Source organism: Blastomonas sp. CCH9-A1 (assembly GCF_001557175.1).
Taxonomy (GTDB): domain Bacteria; phylum Pseudomonadota; class Alphaproteobacteria; order Sphingomonadales; family Sphingomonadaceae; genus Blastomonas; species Blastomonas delafieldii_A.
On record NZ_LSHM01000057.1, the window covers coordinates 19,892 to 42,349 of the forward strand.

The 22,458-nt window shown below is 64.6% G+C and carries 21 protein-coding genes and 1 tRNA gene; 12 read left to right on the top strand and 10 right to left on the bottom strand.

Features of this window, described 5'->3' with window-relative positions; translation table 11 throughout:
* The first annotated feature begins 35 nt into the window (after nucleotides 1-35).
* Together AX725_RS14995 and AX725_RS15000 are read left to right on the top strand one after the other, a co-directional pair.
* The gene (locus tag AX725_RS14995; RefSeq protein WP_060979096.1) at nucleotides 36-263 is read left to right on the top strand and encodes a hypothetical protein; all 228 of its coding nucleotides are present in this window, start codon (nucleotides 36-38) and stop codon (nucleotides 261-263) included.
* Nucleotides 260-499, top strand: a complete 240-nt coding sequence (locus AX725_RS15000; protein ID WP_060979097.1) for a hypothetical protein — start codon at nucleotides 260-262, stop codon at nucleotides 497-499. The genes AX725_RS14995 and AX725_RS15000 overlap by 4 nt, the downstream gene beginning before the upstream one ends.
* Here AX725_RS15000 and AX725_RS15005 read toward each other — a convergent pair.
* The 5 genes from AX725_RS15005 to AX725_RS15025 all read right to left on the bottom strand — a co-directional run bounded on the left by AX725_RS15005 (nucleotide 496) and on the right by AX725_RS15025 (nucleotide 5,338).
* On the bottom strand, nucleotides 496-3,654 hold the full coding sequence (locus AX725_RS15005; RefSeq protein WP_060979098.1) for a phage tail length tape measure family protein: 3,159 nt from the start codon (nucleotides 3,652-3,654) through the stop codon (nucleotides 496-498). The two genes, AX725_RS15000 and AX725_RS15005, sit on opposite strands and share 4 nt — an antisense overlap.
* The gene (locus AX725_RS15010; RefSeq protein ID WP_060979099.1) at nucleotides 3,651-3,965 is read right to left on the bottom strand and encodes a hypothetical protein; all 315 of its coding nucleotides are present in this window, start codon (nucleotides 3,963-3,965) and stop codon (nucleotides 3,651-3,653) included. The genes AX725_RS15005 and AX725_RS15010 overlap by 4 nt, the downstream gene beginning before the upstream one ends.
* Nucleotides 3,966-3,983: 18 nt before the next feature.
* Nucleotides 3,984-4,217, bottom strand: coding sequence for a hypothetical protein (locus AX725_RS15015; protein WP_060979100.1), 234 nt, complete (start codon nucleotides 4,215-4,217; stop codon nucleotides 3,984-3,986).
* A gap of 325 nt (nucleotides 4,218-4,542) precedes the next feature.
* Nucleotides 4,543-4,941: a hypothetical protein gene (locus AX725_RS15020; protein WP_060979101.1), complete on the bottom strand. Its 399-nt coding sequence runs from the start codon at nucleotides 4,939-4,941 to the stop codon at nucleotides 4,543-4,545.
* A 307-nt stretch (nucleotides 4,942-5,248) separates the two neighbouring features.
* Nucleotides 5,249-5,338 (bottom strand) — tRNA-Ser (locus tag AX725_RS15025).
* A 204-nt stretch (nucleotides 5,339-5,542) separates the two neighbouring features.
* Here AX725_RS15025 and AX725_RS15030 point away from each other — a divergent pair.
* The 10 genes from AX725_RS15030 to mazG are packed head-to-tail and all read left to right on the top strand — an operon-like array spanning nucleotide 5,543 to nucleotide 15,259.
* Nucleotides 5,543-6,640, top strand: a complete 1,098-nt coding sequence (locus AX725_RS15030) for a lytic murein transglycosylase (protein ID WP_082730667.1) — start codon at nucleotides 5,543-5,545, stop codon at nucleotides 6,638-6,640.
* Between the two features lie 25 nt (nucleotides 6,641-6,665).
* Nucleotides 6,666-7,793 (top strand): septal ring lytic transglycosylase RlpA family protein, encoded by a 1,128-nt coding sequence (locus AX725_RS15035; RefSeq protein WP_067513690.1) that lies wholly within the window; start codon nucleotides 6,666-6,668, stop codon nucleotides 7,791-7,793.
* A gap of 57 nt (nucleotides 7,794-7,850) precedes the next feature.
* A complete protein-coding gene (locus tag AX725_RS15040) occupies nucleotides 7,851-8,996 on the top strand; it encodes a D-alanyl-D-alanine carboxypeptidase family protein (protein WP_060979102.1) in 1,146 nt (381 codons plus the stop codon).
* A 6-nt stretch (nucleotides 8,997-9,002) separates the two neighbouring features.
* Nucleotides 9,003-9,629 carry a dTMP kinase gene (tmk, locus tag AX725_RS15045; RefSeq protein WP_060979103.1) on the top strand — a complete coding sequence of 209 codons (627 nt, stop codon included), beginning with the start codon at nucleotides 9,003-9,005 and terminating at the stop codon, nucleotides 9,627-9,629.
* Nucleotides 9,630-9,633: 4 nt separating this feature from the next.
* Nucleotides 9,634-10,644 (top strand): DNA polymerase III delta subunit-related protein, encoded by a 1,011-nt coding sequence (locus AX725_RS15050; RefSeq protein ID WP_060979104.1) that lies wholly within the window; start codon nucleotides 9,634-9,636, stop codon nucleotides 10,642-10,644.
* A 47-nt stretch (nucleotides 10,645-10,691) separates the two neighbouring features.
* Nucleotides 10,692-12,254, top strand: coding sequence for a methionine--tRNA ligase (gene metG, locus AX725_RS15055; RefSeq protein WP_060979105.1), 1,563 nt, complete (start codon nucleotides 10,692-10,694; stop codon nucleotides 12,252-12,254).
* The gene (locus AX725_RS15060; protein ID WP_060979106.1) at nucleotides 12,254-13,033 is read left to right on the top strand and encodes a TatD family hydrolase; all 780 of its coding nucleotides are present in this window, start codon (nucleotides 12,254-12,256) and stop codon (nucleotides 13,031-13,033) included. Before metG ends, AX725_RS15060 begins: the two co-directional genes overlap by 1 nt.
* Entirely contained in the window at nucleotides 13,030-13,809 is a 780-nt protein-coding gene (locus AX725_RS15065; RefSeq protein WP_060979107.1) for an MBL fold metallo-hydrolase, read from the top strand. Before AX725_RS15060 ends, AX725_RS15065 begins: the two co-directional genes overlap by 4 nt.
* Entirely contained in the window at nucleotides 13,806-14,420 is a 615-nt protein-coding gene (locus AX725_RS15070) for a retropepsin-like aspartic protease family protein (RefSeq protein ID WP_060979108.1), read from the top strand. Before AX725_RS15065 ends, AX725_RS15070 begins: the two co-directional genes overlap by 4 nt.
* 44 nt (nucleotides 14,421-14,464) lie before the next feature.
* Nucleotides 14,465-15,259, top strand: coding sequence for a nucleoside triphosphate pyrophosphohydrolase (gene mazG / locus AX725_RS15075; protein WP_060979133.1), 795 nt, complete (start codon nucleotides 14,465-14,467; stop codon nucleotides 15,257-15,259).
* Here the strand turns inward: mazG and hflX are convergent.
* From hflX to AX725_RS15100, 5 genes are all read right to left on the bottom strand, one after another.
* Nucleotides 15,254-16,561: a GTPase HflX gene (gene hflX, locus AX725_RS15080; protein WP_060979109.1), complete on the bottom strand. Its 1,308-nt coding sequence runs from the start codon at nucleotides 16,559-16,561 to the stop codon at nucleotides 15,254-15,256. The genes mazG and hflX overlap by 6 nt on opposite strands.
* A 39-nt stretch (nucleotides 16,562-16,600) precedes the next feature.
* Complete coding sequence (gene hfq / locus AX725_RS15085) at nucleotides 16,601-17,131, bottom strand: RNA chaperone Hfq (protein ID WP_269454097.1); 531 nt, start codon at nucleotides 17,129-17,131, stop codon at nucleotides 16,601-16,603.
* Nucleotides 17,132-17,262: 131 nt separating this feature from the next.
* Nucleotides 17,263-18,627, bottom strand: coding sequence for a nitrogen assimilation response regulator NtrX (gene ntrX, locus AX725_RS15090; RefSeq protein ID WP_060979110.1), 1,365 nt, complete (start codon nucleotides 18,625-18,627; stop codon nucleotides 17,263-17,265).
* 2 nt (nucleotides 18,628-18,629) lie between these two features.
* Nucleotides 18,630-20,891 (bottom strand): sensor histidine kinase, encoded by a 2,262-nt coding sequence (locus AX725_RS15095; protein WP_230962447.1) that lies wholly within the window; start codon nucleotides 20,889-20,891, stop codon nucleotides 18,630-18,632.
* A 147-nt stretch (nucleotides 20,892-21,038) separates the two neighbouring features.
* Nucleotides 21,039-22,454 carry a sigma-54-dependent transcriptional regulator gene (locus tag AX725_RS15100; RefSeq protein WP_060979112.1) on the bottom strand — a complete coding sequence of 472 codons (1,416 nt, stop codon included), beginning with the start codon at nucleotides 22,452-22,454 and terminating at the stop codon, nucleotides 21,039-21,041.
* Between the last annotated feature and the right edge of the window lie 4 nt (nucleotides 22,455-22,458).

The window sequence follows — 22,458 nt, forward strand, 5'->3', positions numbered from 1 at the left end:
GGAGGGGGGCAACACCAGCAAAGGAAACCTTCGCCATGACCAAGATTGACGAACTCAAATGCAAATTGGAGGCGGCCATCGAGTTTGACCGATACGTCAAAGAGGTGGGCCGTGAGCCTCTTTATCCCCGCCAGATTGCCCCGGCGCAGCGCGCAGCCGATCGCCGGGGGATGCTGCTGGAAACGTATCTCACCTCTAGGCGATTAAAGGAGATCAGGCAGCTGCAGCGCCAGATTTCCCGCTTGGAAAAGGAACCGGCATGAGCATCGTCCACGACCTGCGCCCCATGGACCTCGAGGAGGCCCGCGCCTTCCTCGAGGCCAAGGGCTATCACCACGACATGGCAAACAACCAGCTGACCGAGCTCTTTCACTCCATGCCGCGGCCGGAACAGCTGCTGCTGCGCCGCGCCCTGCTGACAGTGAGCGCCGCCGATCTTCTCAAAGCCCAAGCTGAGATATCAGCGGCGTCGACCGTTTCGCGGATGCTCAGCCTCTAAATCTGGCGCACATTCTGGACGAAGAAACCGGGGATATCGACCCGGCCGCCGCTGACCGGTCCCGCCGCGGTGTTCTCCCTGATCGCAGCCAGCTGACCGCCGACCGCCTGCAACAGGATGCGCCCGAGCTCGTCCGTCTGGCGATCGATCGCATTCACCACATTCGAGCCGTCATAGGCCTGTTGCGCCTGAGCCTGTGCACTCGGGATCGAACTCCCCCCGGTCAGGATAGAGGTCACGTTACCGCCTTCAACTGCCTTTGCGGTCAGCGTCGTAATCCGGTCTTGCAGGGCGAAGAACGCGGTTTGACTGCCGCTGAACTGCCTCTGGATATCGAGGATGGTCCGCGCGGCCTCTGCGAAATCGTCGTAGGCGGTCTTGTCGCCAGCTTCGACGCGCGCCGCCAGGGGATCGAACTTAGCCTGAGCCGCCGCCAGCCTGTCGCGCAATGACCTGCCATTGTCGCCAAAGCGGAGATCGTCCAAAAGCGCCTGCATCGAGCCCAAGACCCGTTCATTCGCTTCCCGGATCGCGTCCGCGCGCTCGAAGGCATAGAGCTTTTCGAGGTCGGCCAATTCTTCGACGCTTGCCGCAGCCTGGCCGAAAATGTCCCTCAACCGCGTGAATTCGCGATCAACGCCAGTTATCGCCGCCGCGACCGGATCAATGCGGGCCTGCAAGCGATCGAACACGCCCTGAAAATCGGTTGCCTTCCTGAGCGCGTCGTCCAGATCCTTCGAGTTCTGCAAGAGCCGTTGCGTCGACGCGCGCAGCCCGACAATCACCCCGTCCCTGATCAGATCCATGGTGGCGAATTTGATGGCCGCCGCGCTATCGGTCCCGAAGTCGATGGCACCGCGTTTCGTCTTGGTGATGCCGCTGCCAGTGGTATCGACCCTGAAATTCTTGTCGCGCACCCCGATGGACACCGCGCCGCGCGATGCGTCGATGGTGCCACCAAGGGCTTCCGCGATGCGCTCCAATGTCGTGATCGCTTCCCCGGCGCTATCGCTCGATTGGGCAATGCGCGATCGGGAGTTGCCACGCGTCGATGCAATGGCGAGCGTTGCCCCGGTCCCGCCGATGGTTGCCGAGCCCCTTTTCGCTGGCGTCAGGGCGCTGCCGAGCGCGCCAAGGGCAATCCCGCCCACGATACCCCCCAGCGGTCCCAGCGCGCTCGAGAACTTACCCAGCGCCGTCCCCAGCGGTCCCTTGGCGAGCGACTTGCCGACCTCTGACCCGAGCACCCCGCCCAGAGCACCAGCCGTGCGACTGCCGCCAGTGATGCCGGCACCGAAACTGCCCATCTGCGCGCCCAGGATAGCGTTGCCGATGACCTCCCCGAGCTTGGACGCATCCTCGCCGAAAACCTCTTTCAGGATATCGTCAAGGCCGCGCTCAAAGACCCGCAGCGACTGCTGATAGGCCTGCGCCAGGCCCATGCGTTCCTGCCCATCTGCCAGCGTCTTGCGCCCATACAGCAGCGACCCGATGAACGTATCGGACCCCGTTGCCATGCGCTGCGGGTCCGGGCTGGTGATCATCGACTTGATGCCCCGGCCTGAGAACAGACCTCGCAGGATATCGACGTTGGCGAGCGATTCCGCGAACGCATTGGCCGCGCCTTCCTGCGCCGCCTTCCATTTCTCATCGATGCGGCGCGAATAGGCCTCTGAGCTCTCCACCAGCCCGTCGAGGTCGACGGGCTTATAGACCTGCAGGAACCGCGCCACGTCTGCCGCCTCTGCCGCCTTCCTGCGCCGGTCATCTTCAAAGATCGCCGCCGTGCTCAATTCCTGCGCGCGGCCGGTCGAGATGATGCCCTTGCCCGCCGCCTGGTTGATCGCCTCCAGCGCATCGGCGAATTCCCGCGCTGCACTGGCAGCAGGATCAAGCCGCGATTCGAGCGACTGGATCTTGCTTTCCAGCTGGTCGATTTCCTTTGCCGCCGCGCGCGCCTCCCGGTCAACGGTCGCACCGCCGCCGCGCCGCGCGCCGCCGGTCGCGGTTGCGTTCATGCCGTCTATCACCGCCTGCGCGCGTTCCTTCTGCGCCGCCGCCTTCAAAGTCGCTTCTGCTGATGCCCGGTCAGCGTTTGCCTCATTGCGCAGTGACTTTGCCCGTGCCTCTGCCGATTCAGCGCGGCGAATAGCTGCCTGGCGATATTCGCGATCGATGCCAACGCCCTTGCGGCTTGCTTCCTCCCTGGCCTGCTGAGCGTCGAGCTCGAGCCGCGCCGCTTGTGCGTCCTTCTTCGCTGCGTTGATGCGCACGTCGCTGCTGTCGGTGAACAGCTTCGACATTTCGGAAGCCGTCTGCCCATAGGCCTGCAGGTTTTCCAATGCCGACCGGATGCGCCCAGCCGATTTCTCTGCCGCTGATGCGGTTTCATCGAGCCGGTCAGAGGTGCGGGAAAGGCTTTCCATGAGAAAGCCCAGCGCTGTTACGCCGGCAAAGACCGCCACGCCCCAGGGACCAGCCAGGAACGTGCCCAAGGCCCCGAGGCGAGCCGCGGTCTTGTTCGTCGAGCCTTCAAGCCCAGAGAGTGCGAAACCGAGCTGGGGCAACTGCTGAGCAAACACCACCGATGCGCGCTGACCGCTGGCAAGCTGCACTGTCACGTCTTGCAGCTGCTGCGATGCGTTGATCATGGCCGCGCGCTGTGCGCCGGTCGCATCGGTATGCAGCCGCGTGACGTTCGCCGAATTGTTGATCGCGACCGCGTGCTGATCAAGCTGCGCCTGCACCTGCGCAACCGCCGTGGCATGATCGCGCGCCGCCTGCGCCGCCTGCCGTTCATCGTTCGCCAGCGCTTCCGCGGCCGCGATGCTGAGCCGTGCCGACTGGCTGTAATCGCCCTCAGCAGCCGCAGCCAGGCGAACAGCGTTTGCCACCTCCCGCGCCGCCGCTGCCCGCTCATCCGCCGCCCTGGCCGCCGCTTGCGCCTCAGCGACGCCCAAATTGAGCGCGCCGCTCGAGGTGCGGGGCAGGGTCAGCGCTTGGCTGAGCTGGCGTTGCGCGTTTTGGCTGAACTGGTCGAACTGGCGTTCTGCTGATCGGGTGGCGTTCTGCACATCCGCCTGGAACCGAGAGAACGCGTCGTTCTCTCGATAGCCAGCACTGATGAAGATGGGGAATTCGCTTACGTTGCTCATGCGACGTCACGCGCGGCGATCTTCTCACCCGCCGCGCTCGCCAGGAAGCGCTTGGTTTCGCCGCTCTTGATCAGATGGCCGGAACCGGATGCCGCGACCGGCGCGGCGCCGAATGCGACCCAGGTGTCAGCGTCGAGGGCGGTGACCTCCCAAGACCAGCCCAGCCGGTTCGTTTCGTCGGCCGGAACCGCGATCGTCGAGGCGACGCTGTCCGAATTGCTGCTGGTCAGCGTCTGCGCCGCATAGGGCTGCGCGTTGGAGATTGCAGCATCCGAGCTGCGACGATCGAGAACGACATGAACGATAGACATAGAGGATTCCTTTCAAGATCAGGCCATCGGGGCCGCGTTGGAGAGATGGAAAATCGCCTCATCGGCAGGGACGCCATTGGCCAGAAGCTGCACCGCCTGGCGTTCATTCCCGACGCTGGCAGGATGGCCGAACACGCGCCGGAAGCGCGCCACGGCTGTCTGATAACCAGCGACATAGTCGGTATCGGCAAGGGATGGATCTTTGCGGCGCGGCAGATGGCGCGGCGCAGTCGGATCGAGGCAAATGGGCATGGCGAGACCCTGAGTTCAGATGGTCACCACACCGCGCACAGCGATAGCACATTGGCGATTCGCGGCCAAGCGCGCGCTGGCGTCGATCGACCCGCGATCAGCCCCCGATTGCCCCCCGATCAGAGTGCATCTTCAAACTATGCGAAAGCCCGCGCATGACACCCGAGCGAGATTTTGCGGTTCCCATGCGCCTACGCAACCGGCGTGCCAGACCTAGGACCCGTGAATTTTTCCTATATATTACAGGGTATTACCGATGCGTTGGGGTGAGGCCGGAACAAAGCGCGTCCGGCTGTCAGGGAACGCAGCAAGGGCGGTCGAATCGTCAGTAATCGCCGGTCGCAATCTGCCGCCGTGCTTCCCGCATCGCGCGTCCGGCAATCATCATTCGGTCATCGACGGGGATACCGGCTTGGAGCATATCGCAGGCCTGCATATCCGGCCCGCCCTGTGGCGGTTCGCAGGGGCAATAGTCCTTATAGCAGAGATCCACCGGCTCAGGGTCAGCAGCGGGCAGCGCAGCGACGCGCGCGGCTTCCTGTGCCTCTTGGGCTTCCATCTCACTGCGCCGCCGCTCTGCCGCTGCAATCTCGGCATTGATGGCGTTCAAGCGCGCCGTTGCTTCCTCGAGCTCTCGCACGGATTGCTGGGGGCTCTTGGTTTGCTCGCCTGGTGCAGAGCAGGCCGTGGCTATGGTGATCAGGGGCAGCAGATACCAGCGCATAGGGTTCTCCCTTGCAGGCACCATAGCATGGCAGTGCACAGGATGCAGCACCCGCTCACAAAAGGGGCTGGCAGCGCACCGCACCCCAGCCCCTTCAGCCGACATTGCAGGGGCTTCCATTGCCCTTGGCCTGCCTGGCGATCGTATCAGGGGCGGTGCGGACGGCCAAAGGGAGATGAAACCGGATGCGGTTCTATCGTGCGGCTATCAGGCTCTAGCCTGCACTGTCTGAGGGACGATTTGAGGGACAGCAAACCCGCCCGGTTTGCAGGAATGGCGGTTTCGTGCGGGTTGCGGGATAGGCCCCTGGCGGAAGAGGTGGGATTCGAACCCACGGAGAGCTTGCACCCTCGCCGGTTTTCAAGACCGGTTCCTTAAACCACTCGGACACTCTTCCACGGGCAGCGCCGGGCGCGCCAGTGCGGGCCCGGTGTGCGGCGCGGTTGTTAGCCGAGGTGGTAAAATCTGGAAAGCGAAACTTGCTGGCGGCATGCGCGCGTGGTTGAGCGCCGGTCAAGCGTGGCCATGGCGGGATGGGTGCATGATCTGTGCCCTTTCCCCCGCACCGGCTTGGTGGCACAACCGCCCCTGGGAGTATCGCATGAAATTCAATATCGTACACACGGCTGCCGTGCGCGCATGCGCCGTCATCAGCACCGCCGCCCTGCTCGCCTGCGGCAGTCCCAGCACGGCGCAGCGCGAGATCGTCCAGCCCTTGCCGGGCGCGGAGGCGCAGGCGGCACAGACCCAGGGTTTCCGGCGCTATCTCGACAGTGTCGCCACCCGCGCGCGGCGCGAGGGCGTGTCGCAGCGGACGATCGATGCTGTGCTGCCGACGCTGAGCTTCGACGAAAGCGTGGCCGCGCTCGATCGCCGTTTCGCGCCGACTCCCCCCGGGCAGAGTTTCCCCTCATTCGGTCCCGAAATGGCCAAGCGCATCAACGCCGCGAAGATTCGCCAGGGCCAGCAGGTCTATGCCGACGAAGCTGCCCGGCTGGTCGCGATCGAACAGAAGACCGGGGTGCCGGCCTCGATCATGGTCGCGATCTTCGGGCATGAGACCAACTACGGCACGCTGCTGGGCAAGACCGACCTGCCGCGCGCGCTGGCGACGCTGGCTTATGAAGGGCGCAGGCGCGACCTGTTCGAGGGCGAGCTGATCGCGGTGCTCAAGATGGTCGATCTCGGCGTGCCACGCGCGGTACTGCGCGGCAGCTATGCCGGTGCTTTCGGCTATCCGCAGTTTCTGCCCTCGGTCTATCTCAAGCTTGCCAAGGACGGGGATGGCGACGGCAAGGCGGAAATCTGGTCGAGCCGTGCGGATGCCTTTGCCTCGATCGCCAATTACATGGTCGCGGCCGGCTGGCAGCGCGGCGAACCCTGGGGCTTTGCCGTCTCGATTCCTTCCACGATCAATCCGGCGGCCATTGCCAATCGTGAGACCGTGACAAAATGTGCACGTGCCATCGAACGGCACAGTGAATGGAAGACGCTGCGTGAATGGAAGGCGCTGGGCGTGGTGCCGCGCGGCGGCGTGTGGCCCGGCGACGACAGGATCAAGGCCTCGCTGCTGATCACGCCGGGGCTCGATGCGCAGGGCTATCTTCTGACGCGCAACTATCGGGCGATTCTCGATTATAATTGCTCCAATTACTATGCGATGTCGGTAGGATTGCTGGCGGACGGCGTGCGCAATTGAGCGGCCGGGCAAAGGGGGAAGCGGGATGAGGAACTGGATGATCGCCGGGGCAGGGCTTAGCCTCGCGTTGACCGGCTGCGGCGGGGGCAGCACCGTCACGCGCAGCCTCGAGACCGCGCCGCCCAAAATCGCAGGCGGTGTCACCGACTATCCGGTGAAGCTGGGCGAGCCGTATCAGCTCGGCGGCATCACTTACACGCCTTCCGACGCCTTCAATTATGACGAAACCGGCTATGCCAGCTGGTACGGGCAGGAGCTGAACGGGCGCAGCACCGCCAATGGCGAAACGTTCAATCCCGAAGCGATCAGCGGCGCGCATCGCACATTGCCGCTGCCCAGCTATGTCGAGGTAACCGCACTCGACACCGGCAAGACCATCCTGGTCCGGCTCAACGATCGCGGACCCGTGGCGCCCGAGCGTCTGCTCGATCTGTCGCAGGGCGCAGCGCGCCAGCTGGGTGTGCTGGGGCAGGGCTCCTTTGCGGTGCGCGTACGACGGGTCAATCCGCCCGAGGCCGAGCGCGCGAGGCTGCGCCAGGGCCAGGAAGTCGCGGCGCGAATGGATACGCCCGAATCGCTGCTGGTGCCGCTGCGCCGCAAGCTCGACGGCAAGCCGAAGCCCGCCAATCTGGCGACGATCCCGGCGGCAGAGGCCGCGCCGGCAGCGGCCGTGGCGGACGCAGACGCCAAGCCCAGCCCTGAGGGCAAGCCTGTTCCTGCCGCCCCTATCCCGGCAGCAGCGGCGAAGCCTGCCGCCAAACCCGCAGCCAAACTCCCGCTGCCGACTCCCCGCACGCAAGGCGGCGACCGCTTCATCGTCGAAGGCGAAAATGGGGGCAGGGGCGGCCGGCCGCAGATGGCCGAGAACAGCACCGGCGATAATCGCGCGACGCTCGCCCCCGCGCCTCCTGCGCCGCCAGCAGCGGCGTCGGCCGGCTCCTACTTCGTCCAGGTCGCATCCTTCTCTTCCAAGGCGCGGGCTGACGAACTGGCGAAGCGGATCGGCGCCAAGACCGTCGCGAGCGCCGATGGCAAGCTGTTTCGTGTCCGCTATGGACCCTATCCTGATGCAAATGCCGCGCAGCAGGGGGTTACACTGGCCAGGCGGAAAGGCTATCAGGGAGTACAGATTCAGCAGGACTCCGGTCGCTGACACAGACGGGCCAGTCAAAGGCCTGCGTCCCTGCAACACGCACACCATGGATAACGCATGAAAACCCCGATTCTCGGTCTTACCCTGTTTTCGCTGCTCGCGACGCCGCTGGCAGCTGCTGCCCCCTCTTATGTCTCCGAAGCCCCCATCGCCTATATGACCGACCTGTCGTCGGGTGCGGTCCTGTTCTCGCGCGATGCCGACAAGCAGATTCCGCCCGCGTCGATGGCCAAGATGATGACGGTCTATGTCGCGTTCGACCTGATCAAGAAGGGTGAGCTGAAGCTCGACCAGACACTGCCGGTCTCCGCCGAAACCTGGAAGAAATGGAACAACCAGGGGTCGAGCATGTTCCTGGCGGTCGGCAGCAAGGTCACGGTGGCCGACCTGCTCGATGGCATCGTCACGCTGTCGGGCAATGATGCCTGTGTCGTGCTCGCCGAAGGCATTGCCGGGTCCGAAGAGGCGTTCGTCGACATGATGAACAAGAAGGCGAAGGAAATCGGCCTTGCCAACAGCCGCTTCGGCAACAGCAACGGCTGGCCCGATGAGGGGGTGACCCAGGTGACCGCGCGCGATCTGGCGACGCTCGCCACCGCGACGATCCGCAATCACCCCAAGCTGTACAAGCGCTTCTATTCGAAGGGCAGCTTCACCTGGAACGGCATCACCCAGCCCAATCGCGATCCACTGCTCGGCAAGGTGGCCGGAGCCGATGGCCTGAAGACCGGGCATACCGACGAGGCGGGCTATGGCTTTACCGGCTCGGCTGAACAGAATGGCCGCCGTCTGGTCATGGTCGTCGCAGGTCTCGATAGTTTCAACGGGCGGGTCGATGAATCGGTCCGCTTCATGAACTGGGGCTTCAAGGCGTGGAAGTCGGTGCCGCTGTTCACCAAGGGCAAGACCGTCGATACCGCACCGGTGCAGCAGGGCAGCATGCGCGAATTGCCACTCGTCGCGCCGCGCGATCTGGCGCTGACGCTGCCGCGCACCGCGGATACCGACAAGGTCTCGCTCAAGGTCGTCTATCAGGGCCCGCTCAAGGCGCCGATCGCCAAGGGCCAGCAGGTCGCGAGCCTGATCGTGTCCGCCCCCGACATGCAGCGCCAGGTGATGCCGCTGGTGGCGGGTGAAGCGGTCGAGGAGGCAGGCTTTTTCGGACGCATCTGGGCCGGTATCCTGTCCTTCTTCGGCGCCTGACCGGCGATGCGGGGGCGCTTCATCTCGATCGAAGGCGGCGAGGCGGTGGGAAAGTCCACCCAGATTCGCCTGCTCGCCGATTGGGTGAGGCGCGAGGGCCGCGAGATCACGCTGACGCGCGAACCCGGCGGCACCGACAGCGCCGAGGCGATCCGCAAGCTGCTGCTAGAGGGCGGGGCGGACCGCTGGAACGCGCGGAGCGAAGCCTTGCTCTTTGCCGCAGCGCGCGCCGACCACGTCGCAAGGCTGATCCGCCCGGCGGTCGAGGCGGGGGGATGGGTGATTTCCGACCGGTTCATCGATAGCAGCCGTGCCTATCAGGGCGTCGCGGGCGGCCTGGGTGACGAGGCGATCCTCTCGCTGCACCGGTTCGGGTCGGAAGGCTATCTGCCCGACTGCACGATCCTGCTCGAACTGCCTGCGGAAGAGGCCGCGCGGCGCGCCATGGCCCGTGACGGCGCGAACAGCGACCGGATCGGTGGGCGCGATGCCGCATATCATGCCAGGGTCGTTGCAGCTTTCCGCAGCTTTGCCGAGGCCGAGCCGCAACGGTTTCGCATCATCGACGCCAGCGGTCCGAGCGAGCAGGTGCATGCGCGCATCGTCGCCGCCCTGCAGCCGCTGATGGCATGACGTCATGAAGGCGTCTACCGCACATTGGAAAGGCCATGCCGAGCCGGAAACGACGCTGCTGCGCGCGTTTCAGGCCCGGCGGCTGCACCATGGCTGGCTGCTCGCCGGGCCCGAGGGGATCGGCAAGCGCAGCTTCGCGCTCGCAGCCGCCGCGCATCTGCTGACGCGCTCGCCCGATCATCGGGTCGACCATTTTGATGGCGATATGGATAGCCCGTCGGGGCGACTGCTGCTGCAGGACAAGCACCCTGACTGCCATTACATCACACTGGGACCCAAGGATGACAAGGAGGCGCGCAAGGCCGAGGACGGCAAGCCGTTCGAGACCGCGCGCAACATCAAGGTCGACCAGATCCGGTCCTTGCAGAAGCGGCTCACCGTCCGCCCCAGTCTGGCCGACCGCCGCGTGATCATCTTCGACTCCGCCGACCTGATGGAGCGCAACGCGGCCAATGCGCTGCTCAAGAGCCTGGAGGAGCCGCCTGCGGACACGGTCTTCCTGCTGATCGCGCACAATCCGGGTCGCTTGCTGCCGACGATCCGTTCACGCTGCCTGGTGCTCGACTTTCCCGCGCTCGACGATGCCGAAATGGCCGATGCGTTGCGCGCCGCGCGGCCCGAATTGCCCGAGAGCGAGATTGCGGCGCTGGTGCGGCTGGGCCAGGGCGCGCCGGGGCAGGCGCTGAGCTTTGCCGGGCTCGACATGGCGAAGATAGACGCGCTGCTCAGCGAGATTGCCGATCATGGCGACGGCACGCATCGGGCGCGGCTGGCACTGGGCGCGCTGGTGGCGAACAAGGCCAATCGCGACCGGTTTCAGGCGCTGCTCGCCTATGCGCCGCGCTTCGCGGCCCGGCGCATTCGCGATCTGCGCGACGAGCGGCTGCCGGGCGCGATCGCGGCCTGGCAGGAGATCGGCGCGCTCGCCTCGCGCGCGGTGGTGCTCAATCTCGATGCCTCGGCGGTGGCGTTCCAAATTGGCAGCTTGCTGGCACGGCTGGCCCCGCCTAGATAGGCGCTCATAACCCGCCAACCTCACAAGAAACGGCAGACAACACCGCCATGGGCGAGCCTTATTATATCACCACCGCGATCAGCTATCCCAACGGTCGCCCGCATATCGGCCATGCCTATGAGGCGATCGCCGCAGACGTTATCGCGCGCTTTCAGCGGCTGATGGGGCGCGACGTGCGCTTCCAGACCGGCACCGACGTGCACGGCCTCAAGATGCTGCAAAAGGCGCGTGAGCTGGACACCACGCCACGTGCTCTGGCGGACGAGATGTCGCAATATTTCAAGCAGATGTGCGACAGACTTGACGTCAGCTATGATCGCTTCATTCAGACGTCTGAGGACGATCATCATCGCGCCAGCCAGGCGATCTGGCAGGCGATGGAGGCCAATGGCGACCTGTATCTCGACCGCTACGAAGGCTGGTATTCGGTCCGCGACGAGGCCTATTATGGCGAGGACGAGCTGGTCGATGACGGGCAGGGGGGCAAGGTCTCTCCGCAGGGCACGCCGGTCGAATGGACGGTCGAGGAAAGCTGGTTCTTCCGGCTCGACCAGTATCAGGACAAGCTGCTCGCGCTTTACGAGGAGCATCCCGAATTCCTCCAGCCCGACAGCCGCCGCAACGAGATCGTCAGCTTCGTCAAATCGGGCCTGCGCCCGCTCTCGGTTTCGCGCACCAGCTTCGACTGGGGCGTCAAGGTGCCGGGCAGCGACGGGCATGTCATGTACGTATGGGTCGATGCGCTGACCAACTATTTGACCGGGCTTGGTTATCCCGATGCGGACAATCCGCTGATGAAATACTGGCCGGCGGACCTGCACCTGATCGGCAAGGATATCGTGCGCTTCCACGCGGTCTATTGGCCCGCCTTCCTGATGAGCGCCGGGATTGCGGTGCCCAAGCAGGTCTTCGGCCATGGCTTCCTGCTCAACAAGGGCGAGAAGATGTCGAAATCTCTCGGCAATGTCGTCGATCCGATCGCGCTGGCCGACGCGTTCGGGGTCGATCAGCTGCGCTATTTCCTGCTGCGCGAAGTCAGCTTCGGTCAGGATGGCAGCTATTCGCCCGAGGCCATCGCGCAGCGCGCCAATGCCGATCTTGCCAACAGCTTCGGCAATCTCGCACAGCGGATCTTGAGCTTCATCGCCAAGAATCTCGATGGCGCCCTTCCGGCGGTGCACGGTCACACGCCTGCTGACGAGGCGCTGTTTGCGACGCTGGAAGAGGCGCTCCAGCGTGATCTGCCCAGGGCGTTCGGCGAGCTGGCACTGTCGCAGGGGCTGGAAGCCTGGATGCGCGCGGTGTTCGCGTGCAACGCCTATGTCGACGAACAGGCCCCCTGGGCGCTGAAGAAGACCGATCCGGAACGCATGCAGACCGTTCTCGCGACGCTCTATATTGCCATCGCACAGCTTGCGATCGCGATTTCGCCGGTGATCCCCGGCAGCGCCAAGGCACTGCTCGATCATATGGGCGTGCCCGATGACGTGCGCAGCATCGCTGGCATGGGGTCGCACTGGTACTCGCCGCTCGCCGAAAGCGATTTCGTGATCGCTACGCCCAAGCCGCTGTTCCCGCGCATCGAACTGCCCGCGGAAGACGCCGCCTGATGCTCGTCGATTCGCACTGCCACCTCAATTACAAGGGCATGGCCGAGCAGCAGGCGGTGCTGCTGGAACGTGCGCGCGCCTCTGGTGTCATGGCCATGCTCAACATCTCGACCCGCGCCAGCGAATGGGATGACGTGACCGCCACCGCGCATCGCGAGGCCGATGTCTGGGCGAGTATCGGCATCCATCCGCACGAGGCTGATGCGCATCCTGACATGGACACGGCCCGTCTGGTGGAACGCGCAGCGAGCGATGAGCGCGTGATCGGGATCGGGGAGACCGGCCTCGATTATTATTACGACAAATCCGATCGCGACGAGCAGCGCCGCTGTTTCCGCGCGCATATCGCCGCATCGCGCCAGACCGGCCTGCCGCTGATCATCCATACCCGCGATGCCGAGGACGATACGGCGGCGATCCTGGCCGAGGAAATGGGGAAGGGGGCCTTCCCGGCCCTGATCCACTGTTTCACCGCCAGCGCCGATTTTGCCGCCAAGGTGCTCGCCATGGGCTTGTCGATCTCGATCTCGGGCATTGTCACGTTCAAGAATGCCAAGGATTTGGCTGCCGTTGCTAAGGACATTCCTTCAGACCGGTTGCTGGTGGAAACCGACGCACCGTTCCTGGCGCCCGTTCCGCACCGCGGCAAGCAGGGCGAACCGGCCTTTGTCGCCGATACCGCCCGCTTTCTCGCGGAGCTGCGCGGCGAGAGCTATGAGCATCTGTGCGAGAACACCTCGCGCAATTTCTACGCGCTGTTCAGCCGGGCGCGTCCGTGAAGGCGATCCTGCTCGGTTGCGGTACCTCGGGCGGGGTGCCGCGCATCGGCAATGACTGGGGTGCCTGCGACCCGTCCAATCCGCGCAATTGCCGGTCGCGTGTCTCGATCATCATCGAGCATGATGGCCAGCGCATCCTGGTCGATACGTCGCCCGATCTTCGTCACCAGCTGCTGCGCGAACATATAGGCGCGCTCGATGCGGTCATCTGGACGCATGATCATGCCGATCATACGCACGGGATCGACGATCTGCGCGCGCTGTTTCACCGCACGCGCCAGCCGATCGCGGGCTTTGCCAAAGACTATACGCTGCAGAGCCTTGTCACCCGTTTCGACTATGTTTTCGAAGGAGGTGACGGTTATCCTGCCACCGTTTCGGCAGCCGCACTCGGCGACGAACAGGCGATCTGCGGGCTGACCGTGCGCACGGTCGATCAGCCGCACGGACCGGTGCTGTCGACCGGGCTGCGCTTCGACCTGCACGATCAGTCGATCGTCTATGCCACCGATTTCAGCCATGTCACCGACGAGATGGTTGCGCTCTATACCGGTTGCGATCTGCTGATCACCGATTGCCTGCGGCACGAAAAGCACCCGACGCATGCCAGCCTGCCGATGGCGCTTGACCTGGCGGAGCGATGCGGCGCGCGGCACACGGTGCTGACGCATATGGACAAGACGCTGGATTATGCCGCGCTCTGCCTGGAGCTGCCCGAAGGCGTCGAGCCAGGTTTTGACGGGCTGGTCGTCGATCTGGCCCGGATCGCGGCATGAGCGAGGGCGATACCGCCAGCCTGGTCTACAGCCTGATGCTGCTGGTCCTGGTCGGCAGCGCGCTGATCTCGCGAGCGCTGCCCATCGGCCAGACGATCAAGATGGCCTTGGCCTGGATCGGCATTTTCGCGCTGATCTTTTTGTTGGTGAGCTTTCGCCCCGAAATGAAGCTGATCTGGCAGCGCATCACCGGCGAGCTGGGGCTCGCCAGCGAACCGGAGATCACGGGCGAGCCAATGACCTTGCGCAAGAGCGAGGACGGCCATTTCTGGGTTAGCGCCGAAGTCAACGGGCGTCCTATGCGGTTCATGGTCGATAGCGGCGCGACGTTCACCGCGATCTCGGCCGAGGCGGCCCAGGCTGCCGGGGTCGCACCGAGCGGTTTGGGCCTCAAGACCGTGATCGATACCGCCAACGGCATGGTCGAGGCGGACCGCGCGACAATCGCGGACCTGCGCGTCGGGTCGCTGGCGATGCGCGGTCATGACGTGCTGATTTCGGACGGGCTCGGCGAGACCAATCTGCTCGGCATGAACTTTCTGTCGGAGCTGGAAAGCTGGCGCGTCGAGGGGAGCAGCATGATATTGGTGCCGCGCCAGCACAGCCACTGAATGTCAGTTAATTTAACATAATATATATTATCGGACTTATGCTCATGACCGACCAGACCGTTCCGTCCAGCGCTTCCCCCCAATCGTCGGTGCCTCTCGACCGGTTGGTGGCGATCATGGCGCGGCTGCGCGACAAGGAGCACGGTTGTCCCTGGGATATCGAGCAGACGTTCGAGACGATTGCGCCGTACACGATCGAGGAAGCCTATGAGGTTTCCGATGCCATCGCGCGCGCCGATATGGCCGCGCTCAAGGACGAGCTTGGCGATCTGCTGCTGCAGGTCGTGTTCCACAGCCGCATGGCCGAGGAAGCCGGGCATTTCTCGGTCGCCGATGTGATCGCCTCGATCAGCGACAAGATGGTGCGGCGGCATCCGCACATCTTCGCAGACCAGTCGGTCGAGAACTGGGACTGGGAAGCGATCAAGGCCGAGGAGCGCAGCAGAGGCGGTGCGGAGAGCGCGATGGATGGCGTCGCGCTGGCGCTGCCCGCATTGATGCGCGCGCAGAAGCTGCAGAAGCGCGCCGCGCGCACCGGGTTCGACTGGCCCGATGTCATGGGTGCGATCGAGAAGATCGGCGAGGAGATCGAGGAACTGCTCGATGCCGAGACCGAGGCCGACAGGACCGAGGAAGCCGGAGACCTGTTGTTCGCTGCGGTCAATGCGGTCCGCCACATGGGCGTCAGCGCCGAGGATGCGCTGCGCGCCGCCAACGCCAAGTTCGAACGCCGCTTCCGCGCGATGGAAGCGATCGCTGGCGACGGCTTTGCCGAGCTTTCGCTCGATGACAAGGAAGCCGTGTGGCAGCGCGCCAAGCAGGGCGAGAACAAGCTATAGCGCCTGGAATCGCCCCCAGTCCTTGTCCGACAGGCGCACTGAAAGCGCCAGATCATCCCCCTGCTCGCGGCTGTCGAGTACCTCGCCATGCTGGTGCAGCCAGGCGATACGTTGGCCGTCATGGCGCGGCAAGGTCACGTCGTGCACACGGTGACCGATGACCAGCGCCTGCGATGCTGCGCGCAGCAGTTCGGAAACGCCTTCACCGGTCAGCGCCGACATCGGGCAGACCGTTCGGTCGCGCGGCGCGGTGGCGATCAGCCGGTCGCGGGTTTCCTCGTCCAGGACATCCCATTTGTTCCATGCCTCGATCAGCGGCACGGCAAGCCCCTCGCCCGCCAGCACCGGATCGAGTTCCATTCCGAGATCGGCGAGGATCGTCTCGACCGACTGCGCCTGCATGTCTGCCTCGGGATGCGACATGTCGCGGACATGGATGATGAGATCGGCCGAGAGCACCTCTTCGAGCGTCGCGCGGAAGGCAGCGACCAGCTCGGTCGGAAGGTCCGAGACGAAGCCCACGGTATCGGACAAGATAACCTTCTCGACCCCGTCGAGCCGGATCGCGCGCATCGTCGGATCGAGCGTCGCGAACAGCAGATCTTCGGCCATCACGCCGGCATTGGTCAGCCGGTTGAACAACGTCGATTTGCCCGCATTGGTATAGCCGACCAGCGCGACGACCGGCCAGGGCGCCTTTTGTCGCCGTTCGCGATGCAGCCCGCGCGTGCGCTTGACCTGTTCGAGTTCGCGGCGCAGCTTGGCCATCCGGTCGCGGATCATCCGGCGGTCAGCCTCGATCTGCGTTTCGCCGGGGCCGCCGAGAAAGCCGAAACCGCCGCGCTGGCGCTCGAGATGGGTCCAGCTGCGCACCAGCCGCCCTGCCTGATAATCCAGATGCGCCAGTTCGACCTGCAAGCGGCCTTCGGCCGTCGCGGCGCGCTCGCCGAAGATTTCGAGGATCAGGCCGGTGCGGTCGATGACCTTGACCTTGAGCCGTTCCTCCAGATTGCGCTGCTGGATCGCGGACAGGCTTCCATCGACGATCAGCAGTTCGGCCTTCTCGTCCTCCAGGCTGTGCGCGATGATCTCGACCTGACCGCCGCCGAACAGCGTGGCGGGCCGGGCGGTGCGGATGCGGAAGGCATGAGCGGCGCACACCTGGATGCCGATGGCGAGCGCCAGCCCCCTCGCCTCGTCCAGACGAGCGTCAGCATCCACGGAGCCGCGGCGGCCAAGATCGGGATAGGCAATCACGGCGCGGGCACCGCGCGCGAATTCAAGGGTCTGCGGGTCGGTCAAATGTCAAATCTATCCTTGTCCGCCCCGCAGTCCACGAGGTCAGTCATCATCGCCTTCGGCATCGCCCCAGTCGCCGGTCAGGTCGATCGGCGCATTGGGCTGCACGGTCGAAACCGCATGCTTGTAGGCCAGCTGCGCCATGCCTTCGCGTTCCAGCAGCATGCAGAACAGGTCATAGGCGGCGACCTTGCCCTGCAGCATCACGCCGTTAATCAGGAACATGGTTACCGGAACGCCTGTTTCCTGCACGGTGCGCAGGAACACTTCCTGAAGGTTGCGGTTTTTCGCGCTCTTGGCACCCATCAGCCCGGCAAACATGCCCAGGTCAATCGGCTGGGCCGGCATCACGGTGGAAATCGCATGCTTGTAGACCAGCTGCGATTGGCCGTCGCGGCGGAGCATCACCGAGAAATTGTCGAACCAGGTGACGATGCCCTGCAGTTTCACGCCCTTGACCAGGAACATGGTCACGGGAATTTTCGATTTTCTCAGGGAGTTGAGGAAAACATCCTGAATGTTCTGAGCCTTTTCGGTCATTTTTGACCCCCGGTCTTGGTGGCGACGTTGCACCACAGTTTATGAAAAGCCGGTGCGACACATCCCGACCCGGCTGCGCTTGGAGGACGCCCGATATACATAGTGCGTATGCTGCAATGCGCCAATGGCCTGTTTGCGGCTATTTGCGGTTTCTCGCGCGGATTCTAGCGGTCGTGCAGCCCCAGGAGCTTGAGCTTGCGGTGCAACGCCGATCGCTCCATGCCAATGAACTCGGCCGTCTTCGAGATGTTGCCCGAGAACCGCCGGATCTGGATCTTGAGATATTCGCGCTCGAAGCTCTCGCGCGCCTCGCGCAGCGGCACCCCCATCAGGCTGGAAATCCCGGCAGCGCGGCCGCCGTCGCCCTGCACCAGCTCGGGCGGCAGCATGTCGACATCGATCCGCGCCAGCCGTCCGCGCGGCGCCAGAATGATCGTCCGCTCGATGACGTTGCGCAGCTGGCGCACATTGCCCGGCCAGTTATAGCTCTGCAGCGCCGCCATCGCCTCGCTGCTCGTCTCGGGCGGGGTGATCCCGTGCTCGCTGGCAAAGCGGGCGACATAATGTTCGACCAGCGCGGGAATGTCGTCGCGGCGGTCGGTCAGCGCCGGGATTTCCACCGGCACCACATTGAGCCGATAGAACAGGTCTTCGCGGAAGCGCCCCTCGGCAATCTCGTTCTCCAGATTGCGCGAGGTGGCAGACACGAAGCGCACATCGACCTTGATCGGCCGCGTCGAACCGACGCGCGAAAAGCTCTGATCGGTCAGCACGCGCAGGATCTTGGCCTGGGTGGACTCGGGCATGTCCGCGACCTCGTCGAGAAACAGCGTGCCGCCATGCGCGCGCTCGAGCAGACCGGGCGTGGCGAGCTTGCCCTGGTCCTCCTCGCCGAACAGCTCCTGCTCGAACCGGTCGGGGGTCATCCGCGCCGAGTTGACCGTGATGAACGGGCCCGACGAACGCGCGCTCCAGCTGTGCAGCAGCCGCGCGGCTACCTCCTTGCCGACGCCCGCCGGGCCAGTAATCAAAAGGCGACTGCCGCTATTGGCAACGCGCTTGAGTGTGGCGCGCACGGTGTTGATCGCGCTCGAATTGCCGGTCAGCTCGTCCGAGATGCCCAGCTTCTCGCGCAGCTGCGCATTCTCGCGGCGCAGCCTTGCGGTCTCGGTGCCGCGCGAGACCATGTGGATGAGCCGCTCGGCCTCGAACGGCTTTTCGATAAAGTCCATCGCCCCGCGGGAAATGGCGGACACCGCCGTGTCGATATTGCCATGGCCGGAAAAGATGATCACCGGAAGGTCGGCATCGCGTGCCTTTATCTCGTCGAGCAGTTCGAGCCCGTCGAGCTTGCTGCCCTTGAGCCAGACATCGAGCAGCACCAGCGAAGGGCGGCGCTCATCGATCGCGGCCAGCGCCTCGTCACTGCCGCCAGCGGTACGGCAGAGATAGCCTTCGTCCTCCAGCACGCCAGAGACCAGCTCGCGGATGTCGCGCTCGTCATCGACGATGAGAATTTCCAGGGGCATGTTCAATTGCTTTCCTTGTCCTGCGCGGTCGGGCTCAGCTCGGCCCGGGCCCGGGCCGGTCGCGAAGTCATGGTGGTCATCTTTTCGGTGCCGGAACGCTGATCGTCCGAAGCAGGATCCTGCAGCGCGCCGGCCTGGAGCAGTACCGTATCCATGCGGATCGTCACCCGCGTGCCGCCCTGATCATTGGGTTCGAACGACAGTTCGCCATAATGCTCCTCGACGATCTTCTTGACGATAGCGAGGCCCAGGCCCGTGCCCTTTTCGCGCGTCGTCATATAGGGTTCGACAATACGGTCGCGGTCTGCGGGCAGGCCGATGCCGTTATCGTCGAGCGTGAGCACGAGATACGGTTCCTGACGGAACACGGTTGCGGTGACGGCGCCGGAATAGTCCTGCTCGATCTGCTGCCGCGCCTCGATCGCCTCGACCGCGTTCTTCAGGATGTTGGTGACGGCCTGGCCGATCTGGCGACGGTCGCAGCACAGATCGCTGCCCTCATGCGCGCCGTCTGCGGCAAAGCGGATCGCCGGGTGCGCGACCTCCTGCAGGAAGATCGCCTGGCGAACGAGGTCGAAGAAATTCTCTTCGCGGAACACCGGCTTGGGCATGCGGGCGAAAGACGAGAACTCGTCGACCATGTTGCGCAGGTCGCCGACCTGGCGGACGATCGTGTCGGTCAGCTGGCCGAAGGTCGCATCGTCCTCGCTCACCTTGCTGGCATAGCGGCGCTTGAGGCGTTCGGCGGCGAGCTGGATCGGGGTCAGCGGGTTCTTGATCTCGTGTGCGATCCGCCGCGCAACGTCCGACCAGGCCGCCTGGCGCTGGTCGACCAGTTGCTGGGTGATGTCCTCGAAGGTGATGACGATGCCATAAGGCTCGCGTACCACGCGGACCGCCAGGGTGAGCAGATCGTTCTCCCGCGAATACTGGATCACCGCTTTCTCGGTCCCCTCGCCCACCAGCCGGGCAAAGGGCGGCGCGATGTCGGAAAGCGTGCAGCCCAGGCAGTGCGCGACCTCGGTTTGCAGCAGCCGCTGCGCGGTGCTGTTCATCAGCCGCACTACGCCCATCGGATCGACCGAGATGACGCCGGCGCTGACCGATTCCAGCACCGCCTCGGTAAAGGCGCGGCGATCGTCGAGCTGGCTGTTCGCGCGGATCAGTGCCGAGGTCTGCTCGGCAAGGCGGCTCGCCATTCGGTTGAAGGCGCGGCCCAGCACGCCGACCTCGTCGGTACGGTTGGCGGTATCGACGCGGATGGCGAAATTGCCGGTGCTGATGTCGCGTGCGGCCCCGGCCATGTCGGTGAGCGGGCGCACCATGCGGTCGGCGAACTTGAGCGCCGCCCAGAGCGCCACCGCAACGAGCAGCAGCGAGACAAAGAACAGCGCGATGTTGAACTGGACCTGCAGGTTCTGCGAGCGCGAGAACAGCGCCTTGTAATCGGTCAGCACCGTCTGCGCGCGTTCCCACTGGCTGAGCGCCAGCTGGTTCGAGGCGCGCGCGACATAGAGGTAGATCTTGGCCTGGCGATCGATCGGCGTCACCACCTCGATCCGGTCGGCCTCGGCCGAGACGACGGCGGTCTCGCCCTTGTCGAGCTGGCGGATTATCGCCGGGCTGACGCGGTCGGACGAGGTGCGATTGTCGGGATCGACGATCGCGGCGGTGCGCAGAACGCCATCTGCGCCTACCTCGACGATCGCCGACTCGTTCATCTTGCGCCCGGCGACCTGGAAGACATAGGCCTCGGCGAATTCGGGGCTGTCGATCCGCGTCTGCTGCAGATATTGGCGCAGGTCGCTCGCCATCGCGACGGTCTCGGCAGAGACGTCGCGACGCCCTTCCTCGTAATAGCCGCGCGCCAGATCGTTGGCATTTTCCAGCATCGTGCGCGCGCGTTCGGAAAACCAGAACTCGACGCCATATTGGAACAGCAGCGAGGTGATCACGACGACCAGCAGCATCGGGATCGACGAGATCAGTGAGAACAGCGCGACGAAGCGGACGTGGAGCTGGCCGGTGCCCTGCTCTCCGCTGGCATTGGCGCGGCTGATCGCGACACGCCGTCCGATCAGCGCGAGCAGCGCCATCGCAGGCACCAGATTGGCGACGAGCAACGTTGCGGTGACCGGTGCGGGCACCATCGCCTCGCGGCCCTGATAGCTGCTCACCAGCCACCAGGACAGGCCGAGCATCCCGATCAGCAACAGCACGCAGCCGATCTCGAGCGCAGGAAACAGGCTGCCTCGGCGCATCATCACCGCAAACCGGCGGGTCAGACGACTCTTTCTGTTGGGAAGCTGTGCGGCAGACGCGGGCATAGTGTTCAGTTTACAACAGTTGCGTTGCCGGAATACAAGAGCTTTCAGCACATGCGGGGGATATCACCGCATTTGGCAACCGTTTCAGCGCAGCTCGCCGTTTGCCATGCCATGCTCTACCAGTTTCTTGCGCAGCGTATTGCGGTTGATGCCCAGCACCGCCGCAGCCTTGACCTGATTGCCATCGCAGCGGCGCATGATCGCCTGGAGTAGCGGAATCTCGAAGGCCGCCAGCGCCTTGTCGTAGACGGCGCCGTTTTCCGGCCGCTCGGTCAGCAGGAAGCGGCTCACCGCCTGTTCGAAATCGCTTTCCTCGCGGCGCATCTCACCGGTGCCGAGCGCGGGTTCGTCGAAGATGCTGCCCAGCGCATCGGCAGTGATCAGGTCGTCGCGACTCATGATGACCGCGCGGAAGACGAGGTTGCGCAGCTCGCGGACGTTGCCGCGCCAGTTGCGCCGCTGCATCGCCGCGATGGCGCTGTCGTCGAAGCTGCGCCGGGGCAGCCCCTCCTGCACTGCCAGCGCCAAGAAATGGTCGACCAGTGCGGGAATGTCGCTCAACCGGTCGCGCAGCGGCGGCAGGTCGATCGGCACGACATTGATGCGGTAATAAAGGTCCTCGCGGAACAGCCCTGCCTCGATCAGCGGGCCGAAGGGCTTGTTGGTCGCCGCCACGAAGCGCACATCGAGTTCGATCTCGCGATGACCGCCGACCCGGGTGATGCGGCCCGTCTGGAGTGTACGCAGCAGCCGCGTCTGCGCCTGCATCGGCATGTCGCCGATCTCGTCGAGGAATAATGTGCCGCCATGGGCTTGCTCGAACTTGCCGATCGACTGGGCGACGGCACCGGTGAACGCGCCCTTTTCATGCCCGAACAGCTCGGATTCGATGAGTTCGGCCGGGATCGCGGCCATGTTCACCGCGACGAACGGCCCCTGCTTGCGATGGCCGAGCTGGTGGATCGCCTCGGCCACCAGTTCCTTGCCGGTGCCGGATTCGCCCAGGATCAGTACCGACAGGTCGTTGCGCAACACGCGCGTGATCATGCGGTACACGTTCTGCATCGGCGCGCTGCGCCCGACCAGCGGCAGCCCGCTATCGGCGGGGTCGGCATCAGCGTTGCCCGATATGTCACCGGAGCGCGCGATCGCCTGGAGGACGGCGCGGATCAGCTCGTCGAGATCGAAAGGCTTGGGGAAATATTCGTACGCCCCAGCTTCGCTCGCCCGCACTGCGGTGTCGAGCGTGTTCTGCGCCGAAAGCACGATGACCGGCGTGTCGGGTTGGCGTTCGAGCACATTGCCCAGAGTCGCGATGCCGTCGCCATCCTCGAGCATCACATCGGTCAGGATCGCGGCATAGCGCTTGTTTGCGACCAGCGCGTTGCGGCGCGCGATCGAGGTGCAATGGTCGACGCTGCAGCCTTCGGCCTCGAGCGCGGCCATGATCACCTGGCTGATCGCGCGGTCGTCTTCGACCAGCAGAATCGATTTGGCCATATGC

Excerpts from the sequence above, each read along its gene's own strand:
- AX725_RS14995 (WP_060979096.1), top strand. The coding sequence starts at position 36 with ATGACCAAGATTGACGAACTCAAATGCAAATTGGAGGCGGCCATCGAG.
- AX725_RS15000 (WP_060979097.1), top strand. The coding sequence starts at position 260 with ATGAGCATCGTCCACGACCTGCGCCCCATGGACCTCGAGGAGGCCCGC.
- AX725_RS15005 (WP_060979098.1), bottom strand. The coding sequence starts at position 3,654 with ATGAGCAACGTAAGCGAATTCCCCATCTTCATCAGTGCTGGCTATCGA.
- AX725_RS15010 (WP_060979099.1), bottom strand. The coding sequence starts at position 3,965 with ATGTCTATCGTTCATGTCGTTCTCGATCGTCGCAGCTCGGATGCTGCA.
- AX725_RS15015 (WP_060979100.1), bottom strand. The coding sequence starts at position 4,217 with ATGCCCATTTGCCTCGATCCGACTGCGCCGCGCCATCTGCCGCGCCGC.
- AX725_RS15020 (WP_060979101.1), bottom strand. The coding sequence starts at position 4,941 with ATGCGCTGGTATCTGCTGCCCCTGATCACCATAGCCACGGCCTGCTCT.
- AX725_RS15030 (WP_082730667.1), top strand. The coding sequence starts at position 5,543 with ATGAAATTCAATATCGTACACACGGCTGCCGTGCGCGCATGCGCCGTC.
- AX725_RS15035 (WP_067513690.1), top strand. The coding sequence starts at position 6,666 with ATGAGGAACTGGATGATCGCCGGGGCAGGGCTTAGCCTCGCGTTGACC.
- AX725_RS15040 (WP_060979102.1), top strand. The coding sequence starts at position 7,851 with ATGAAAACCCCGATTCTCGGTCTTACCCTGTTTTCGCTGCTCGCGACG.
- tmk (WP_060979103.1), top strand. The coding sequence starts at position 9,003 with ATGCGGGGGCGCTTCATCTCGATCGAAGGCGGCGAGGCGGTGGGAAAG.
- AX725_RS15050 (WP_060979104.1), top strand. The coding sequence starts at position 9,634 with ATGAAGGCGTCTACCGCACATTGGAAAGGCCATGCCGAGCCGGAAACG.
- metG (WP_060979105.1), top strand. The coding sequence starts at position 10,692 with ATGGGCGAGCCTTATTATATCACCACCGCGATCAGCTATCCCAACGGT.
- AX725_RS15060 (WP_060979106.1), top strand. The coding sequence starts at position 12,254 with ATGCTCGTCGATTCGCACTGCCACCTCAATTACAAGGGCATGGCCGAG.
- AX725_RS15070 (WP_060979108.1), top strand. The coding sequence starts at position 13,806 with ATGAGCGAGGGCGATACCGCCAGCCTGGTCTACAGCCTGATGCTGCTG.
- mazG (WP_060979133.1), top strand. The coding sequence starts at position 14,465 with ATGACCGACCAGACCGTTCCGTCCAGCGCTTCCCCCCAATCGTCGGTG.
- ntrX (WP_060979110.1), bottom strand. The coding sequence starts at position 18,627 with ATGCCCCTGGAAATTCTCATCGTCGATGACGAGCGCGACATCCGCGAG.
- AX725_RS15095 (WP_230962447.1), bottom strand. The coding sequence starts at position 20,891 with ATGATGCGCCGAGGCAGCCTGTTTCCTGCGCTCGAGATCGGCTGCGTG.
- AX725_RS15100 (WP_060979112.1), bottom strand. The coding sequence starts at position 22,454 with ATGGCCAAATCGATTCTGCTGGTCGAAGACGACCGCGCGATCAGCCAG.